This is a genomic window from Streptomyces apricus, from assembly GCF_008369065.1.
Taxonomy (GTDB): domain Bacteria; phylum Actinomycetota; class Actinomycetes; order Streptomycetales; family Streptomycetaceae; genus Streptomyces; species Streptomyces apricus.
Genome location: NZ_VDFC01000040.1, coordinates 480,789 through 486,386 on the forward strand (window position 1 = coordinate 480,789; position 5,598 = coordinate 486,386).

At 71.6% G+C, this 5,598-nt stretch carries 6 protein-coding genes; 4 read left to right on the forward strand and 2 right to left on the reverse strand.

Annotation, left to right across the window (positions count from 1 at the left end; genetic code table 11):
• The first annotated feature begins 98 nt into the window (after positions 1 to 98).
• Genes deoC through FGF04_RS15090 form a run of 3 tightly spaced genes read left to right on the forward strand, consistent with a single transcriptional unit; the run spans position 99 to position 3,452 of the window.
• The gene (gene deoC / locus FGF04_RS15080; RefSeq protein ID WP_149511815.1) at positions 99 to 1,058 is read left to right on the forward strand and encodes a deoxyribose-phosphate aldolase; all 960 of its coding nucleotides are present in this window, start codon (positions 99 to 101) and stop codon (positions 1,056 to 1,058) included.
• 17 nt (positions 1,059 to 1,075) lie between these two features.
• Positions 1,076 to 2,512, forward strand: a complete 1,437-nt coding sequence (locus FGF04_RS15085) for an aldehyde dehydrogenase family protein (protein ID WP_149511816.1) — start codon at positions 1,076 to 1,078, stop codon at positions 2,510 to 2,512.
• The gene (locus FGF04_RS15090) at positions 2,505 to 3,452 is read left to right on the forward strand and encodes an aldehyde dehydrogenase family protein (protein ID WP_235882340.1); all 948 of its coding nucleotides are present in this window, start codon (positions 2,505 to 2,507) and stop codon (positions 3,450 to 3,452) included. Before FGF04_RS15085 ends, FGF04_RS15090 begins: the two co-directional genes overlap by 8 nt.
• 134 nt (positions 3,453 to 3,586) lie before the next feature.
• Here the strand turns inward: FGF04_RS15090 and FGF04_RS15095 are convergent, their stop codons facing one another.
• A complete protein-coding gene (locus FGF04_RS15095; protein WP_149511817.1) occupies positions 3,587 to 3,991 on the reverse strand; it encodes a hypothetical protein in 405 nt (134 codons plus the stop codon).
• Positions 3,992 to 4,128: 137 nt separating this feature from the next.
• On the opposite strand from FGF04_RS15095, the gene FGF04_RS15100 reads away from it, so the two are divergent.
• Entirely contained in the window at positions 4,129 to 5,022 is an 894-nt protein-coding gene (locus FGF04_RS15100; RefSeq protein WP_408055621.1) for a hypothetical protein, read from the forward strand.
• Positions 5,023 to 5,040: 18 nt separating this feature from the next.
• On the opposite strand, the gene FGF04_RS15110 is transcribed toward FGF04_RS15100, so the two are convergent.
• Positions 5,041 to 5,598: SigE family RNA polymerase sigma factor (locus FGF04_RS15110; RefSeq protein ID WP_149512284.1), on the reverse strand; the 558-nt coding region annotated here is incomplete at its 5' end.

Below are 5,598 nucleotides of genomic sequence, written 5' to 3' on the forward strand. Positions count from 1 at the left end.
CCGCCGGGTGCGGGCGCGTGGGACTGCCCTCACCCCCGGCGGGGCGCGGCCCAGGGGTGTACAGCCGCTACGCGCGTAGATATGCTCGGGTGGTGACCATGCCCACCACTGCATCCTCCGCAGCTCACGCACTCACGGACGTGACCGCGTCAGACGGCTCGTTGCGCCGGTTCCTCCACGGGCTGCCCGGCGTCGACACGGTCGGTCTGGAGGCGCGCGCCGCCTCCCTCGGTACGCGTTCGATCAAGACGACCGCGAAGGCGTACGCCATCGACCTCGCCATCTCGATGGTCGACCTGACGACGCTCGAAGGCGCGGACACCCCCGGCAAGGTCCGGGCGCTCGGCGCCAAGGCCGTCCACCCGGACCCCACCGACCGCGCGACCCCGACGACCGCCGCCGTCTGCGTCTACCCCGACATGGTGGCCACCGCCAAGGAGGCCGTCGCCGGCTCCGGCGTGAAGGTCGCCTCCGTCGCGACCGCCTTCCCGGCCGGCCGCGCCGCGCTCGACGTGAAGCTGGCCGACGTGCGGGACGCCGTCGCCGCGGGCGCCGACGAGATCGACATGGTCATCGACCGCGGGGCGTTCCTCGCGGGCAAGTACCTGAAGGTGTACGAGGAGATCGTCGCCGTGAAGGAGGCCTCGGGCGCCGCCCGCCTGAAGGTCATCTTCGAGACCGGCGAGCTGTCGACGTACGACAACATCCGGCGCGCGAGCTGGCTCGGCATGCTGGCGGGCGCCGACTTCATCAAGACCTCGACGGGCAAGGTCGCCGTCAACGCGACCCCCGCCAACACCCTCCTGATGCTGGAGGCCGTCCGCGACTTCCGCGCGCAGACCGGGGTCCAGGTCGGCGTGAAGCCCGCCGGCGGCATCCGCACCACGAAGGACGCGGTCAAGTTCCTGGTGCTGGTCAACGAGACCGCGGGCACGGACTGGCTGGACAACCACTGGTTCCGCTTCGGCGCGTCCTCGCTCCTCAACGACCTGCTGATGCAGCGTCAGAAGCTGGCCACCGGCCGCTACTCCGGCCCCGACTACGTGACGGTGGACTGATCCACATGGCTTCCGCAATGGCTTCCGCATTCGAATACGCACCGGCGCCCGAGTCCCGCTCCGTCGTCGACATCGCCCCCTCGTACGGGCTCTTCATCGACGGCGAGTTCACCGAGGCCGCCGACGGCAAGGTCTTCAAGACGGTCAGCCCGAGCACCGAGGAGGTCCTCTCCGAGGTCGCCCAGGCGGGCGCCGAGGACGTCGACCGCGCGGTGGCGGCCGCCCGCAGGGCCTTCGTGAAGTGGTCCGCGCTGCCCGGCTCCGAGCGCGCCAAGTACCTCTTCCGCATCGCCCGCATCATCCAGGAGCGCAGCCGCGAGCTGGCCGTCCTGGAGACGCTGGACAACGGCAAGCCCATCAAGGAGACGCGGGACACCGACCTCCCCCTGGTGGCCGCGCACTTCTTCTACTACGCGGGCTGGGCGGACAAGCTCGGTCACGCCGGCCTCGGCGCGGACCCGCGCCCGCTGGGCGTCGCCGGCCAGGTCATCCCGTGGAACTTCCCGCTGCTGATGCTGGCCTGGAAGATCGCCCCGGCGCTCGCGACCGGCAACACGGTCGTCCTGAAGCCCGCCGAGACCACGCCCCTGTCGGCCCTGTTCTTCGCGGACATCTGCCGCCAGGCGGGCCTGCCCCGCGGCGTCGTCAACATCCTCCCCGGTTACGGCGACACGGGCGCGGCCCTGGTCGCGCACCCGGACGTCGACAAGGTGGCCTTCACCGGCTCCACCGCGGTCGGCAAGGCCATCGCGCGGCAGGTCGCGGGCACCAGGAAGAAGGTCACGCTCGAACTGGGCGGCAAGGGCGCGAACATCGTCTTCGACGACGCCCCGATCGACCAGGCCGTCGAGGGCATCGTCACGGGCATCTTCTTCAACCAGGGCCAGGTCTGCTGCGCGGGTTCCCGGCTGCTGGTCCAGGAGTCGGTCCAGGAGGAGCTGCTCGACTCCCTGAAGCGCAGGCTCTCCACGCTGCGCCTGGGCGACCCGCTCGACAAGAACACCGACATCGGCGCGATCAACTCCGCCGAGCAGCTCACGCGCATCAACGCGCTCGTCGAGCAGGGCGAGGCCGAGGGCGCCGAGCGCTGGTCCCCCGCCTGCGAACTGCCCTCCTCGGGCTACTGGTTCGCCCCGACGCTCTTCACGAACGTCACCCAGGCGCACACCGTCGCCCGCGACGAGATCTTCGGCCCGGTGCTGTCCGTCCTCACCTTCCGCACCCCGGACGAGGCGGTCGCGAAGGCCAACAACACCCAGTACGGCCTCTCCGCGGGCATCTGGACCGAGAAGGGTTCCCGGATCCTGGCGGTCGCGAACAAGCTGCGCGCGGGTGTCGTCTGGTCCAACACGTTCAACAAGTTCGACCCGACCTCGCCGTTCGGCGGCTACAAGGAGTCGGGCTACGGCCGCGAGGGCGGTCGCCACGGCCTGGAGGCGTACCTCGATGTCTGACAAGCCGAAGAAGGCACACAAGGGCGAGCAGGGCCACGGGGACGGCGCCGCTGAGCACCGGCGCCTGAGCGTCCTGAAGACCTACAAGCTGTACGTCGGCGGGAAGTTCCCGCGTTCCGAGAGCGGCCGGGTGTACGAGGTGACGGACTCGAAGGGCACATGGCTGGCCAACGCCCCGCGCGCGAGCCGCAAGGACGCCCGGGACGCGGTCGTCGCCGCCCGCAAGGCGTTCGGCGGCTGGTCGGGGGCGACCGCGTACAACCGCGGCCAGGTCCTCTACCGCGTCGCCGAGATGCTGGAGGGCCGCCGGAGCCAGTTCGTGCAGGAGGTGGCCGACGCCGAGGGCCTGTCGCGGTCGAAGGCGGCCGAGCAGGTGGACGCGACGATCGACCGCTGGGTCTGGTACGCGGGCTGGACCGACAAGATCGCCCAGGTGGTGGGCGGCGGCAATCCGGTGGCGGGCCCGTTCTTCAACCTCTCGACCCCCGAGCCGACCGGCGTGGTGGCGGTCCTGGCCCCCCAGGAGTCGTCCTTCCTGGGCCTGGTCTCGGTCGTCGCGCCGGTGATCGCGACCGGCAACACGGCGGTCGTGATCGCGAGCGAGCGGTCCCCGCTGCCCGCGCTGTCGCTGGGCGAGGTGCTGGCCACCTCGGACCTGCCGGGCGGCGTGGTGAACGTCCTGTCCGGCGGTACGGCGGAGATCGCGGCCCCGCTCGCCGCGCACCAGGACGTCAACGCGATCGACCTGGCTGGCGCCGGCGAGGAGCTCGCGAAGGAGCTGGAGATCGCGGCCGCGGACAACCTCAAGCGGGTCCTGCGTCCACAGCCTGTGGACGACTGGTCGGCCACGCCCGGCATCGACCGCATGACGGCCTTCCTGGAGACCAAGACGGTCTGGCACCCGACGGGAGCGCTGGGCGCGTCCGGTTCGTCGTACTAGACGCGGGCGCACCGCGGCGGTCCGTCCGATCCGGCCGGTCCGGCCGGTCCGTCCACCGGGACGGGAGAGCCGCGCTTCCCCACCGTCCGGGGGAGGCGCGGCTCTCTCTCACTGCGCCGGTGCATCCGTACGGGTCAGTTGGCCAGCAGGCCCGTCACCTGGCCCACCACCGGGACGGCGCCCAGCGACTGGGCCTGCGCGACCGGCGCCGTCAGCATGGTCGTCGCCAGCGGCGGGAAGTCGGCCACCTGCGTGCCGAGCCCGTTGTCGAGCGGGTCGACKCCCGTGCCCGCCAGCGGGTTGGGCTTCAGCCCCGCGACCGGTCCGGTCACGTACCCGACGGTCCCCGTCACGGCCTGGAGACCGGCCTGCGGGTCGATGTTGCCCAGCGAGGTCGGACGGGTGTGGACCATGCCCAGGACCGATTCCGTGTCCGCGGCGGCCGAGGTCGCGCCCGCGCCCACCGCGAGCCCCGCGGTGGTGAGGGCCAGCACAGCGCGCCGGACGGTGGGGTTCTGGGAGGCCGGGTGTCGTGCCATGGCTGCTGCCGCCTTCTGATGCGTTCCGATGCGTAAAGTAATGCGGTCGACACGTAGGGTAGTTGGTGTGTGACGCACACTCCAAAGACGACCCGCGGGCTCGGCCGGGAGCGGATGATGCCGCACACTGGTGTCTCGTGAGTTCCCCTCTTCCGAATTCCGCGGCAACCGCGCGCGTCGTCCTGCTCTGCGGCCCCTCCGGCTCCGGCAAGTCCCTCCTCGCGGCCCGCTCCGGCATTCCGGTGCTGCAGCTCGACGACTTCTACAAGGAGGGCAACGATCCGACGCTGCCGCAGGTGACGGGGAGTTCGGACATCGACTGGGACCACCCGCTGTCCTGGGACGCGGACGCCGCCGTCGCGGCGATAGCGGAGCTGTGCGGGACGGGGCGTACGAGCGTTCCCGTGTACGACATCTCGCTGAGCGCGCGGACGGGTTCCGAGACCGTCGACTTCGACGGGGCCCCGGTCTTCATCGCCGAGGGCATCTTCGCGGCGGAGATCGTGGGGCGGTGCCGGGAGGCGGGGGTGCTGGCGGACGCGCTGTGCCTCAGCCGGGGGGCCGTGACCACGTTCCGGCGGCGGTTCCTGCGGGATCTGCGCGAGGGCCGCAAGTCCGTGCCGTTCCTTCTTCGGCGGGGGTGGCGGCTGATGCGGGACGAGCGGTCGATCGTGTCCCGGCGGCTCGGGGCGTATGCGTGRGACCGGGACGAGGCGCTGGGGCGGCTTGCCGCGGTCCAGCGCTCTGCGCGGGCCTCCGGTTCGGGCGCCGTCGATCGTCTGCGGGTCCTTCTTCGGCGGGGGTGGCGGCTGATGCGGGACGAGCGGTCGATCGTGTCCCGGCGGCTCGGGGCGTATGCGTGTGACCGGGACGAGGCGCTGGGGCGGCTTGCCGCGGTCCAGCGCTCTGCGCGGGCCTCCGGTTCGGGCGCCGTCGATCGTCTGCGGGCGGTGGACTCCCCCCGTGCCGTTCGCCACCTCCCCCGAAGTGGCGAACTTCTTGCAGTTGCCCGACGCCTCCCCCCGGAGTGACGGACATCCCCCCTGCCTTCAGGCGACGAGCTCCCCGAAGGACTCCTCCTCGTCACGGCCGAAGCTGAGGACGTCGTCCTCGCGCAGCCGGCGCAGCGACCGCCAGATGCTCGACTTCACCGTGCCGACACTGATGTCGAGGATCTCCGCGATCTCCGGGTCGGTGCGGCCCTCGTAGTAGCGCAGGACCAGCATCGTGCGCTGGAGTTCGGGCAGCCGGGCGAGCGCCTGCCACAGGACCGCACGCAGCTCGGTGCCGCGCATCGCGTCCGTGTCGCCGGCCGTCTCCGGCAGCTCCTCGGTCGGGTACTCGTTCAGCTTGCGGCGGCGCCACGCGCTGATGTGCAGGTTGGTCATGGTGCGGCGGAGGTAGCCCCCGACCGCGGCCTTGTCGCTGATGCGGTCCCACGCCCGGTACGTCGAGAAGAGGGCGCTCTGCAGCAGGTCCTCGGCCTCGAAGCGGTCGCCGGTCAGGTGGTAGGCGGTCGCGTACAGGGAGGCGCGGCGCTCCTGGACGTAGGCGGTGAACTCCGCCTCCGACACCGAGCGACGCTCCACCGTGGCCTCCCCGTACGC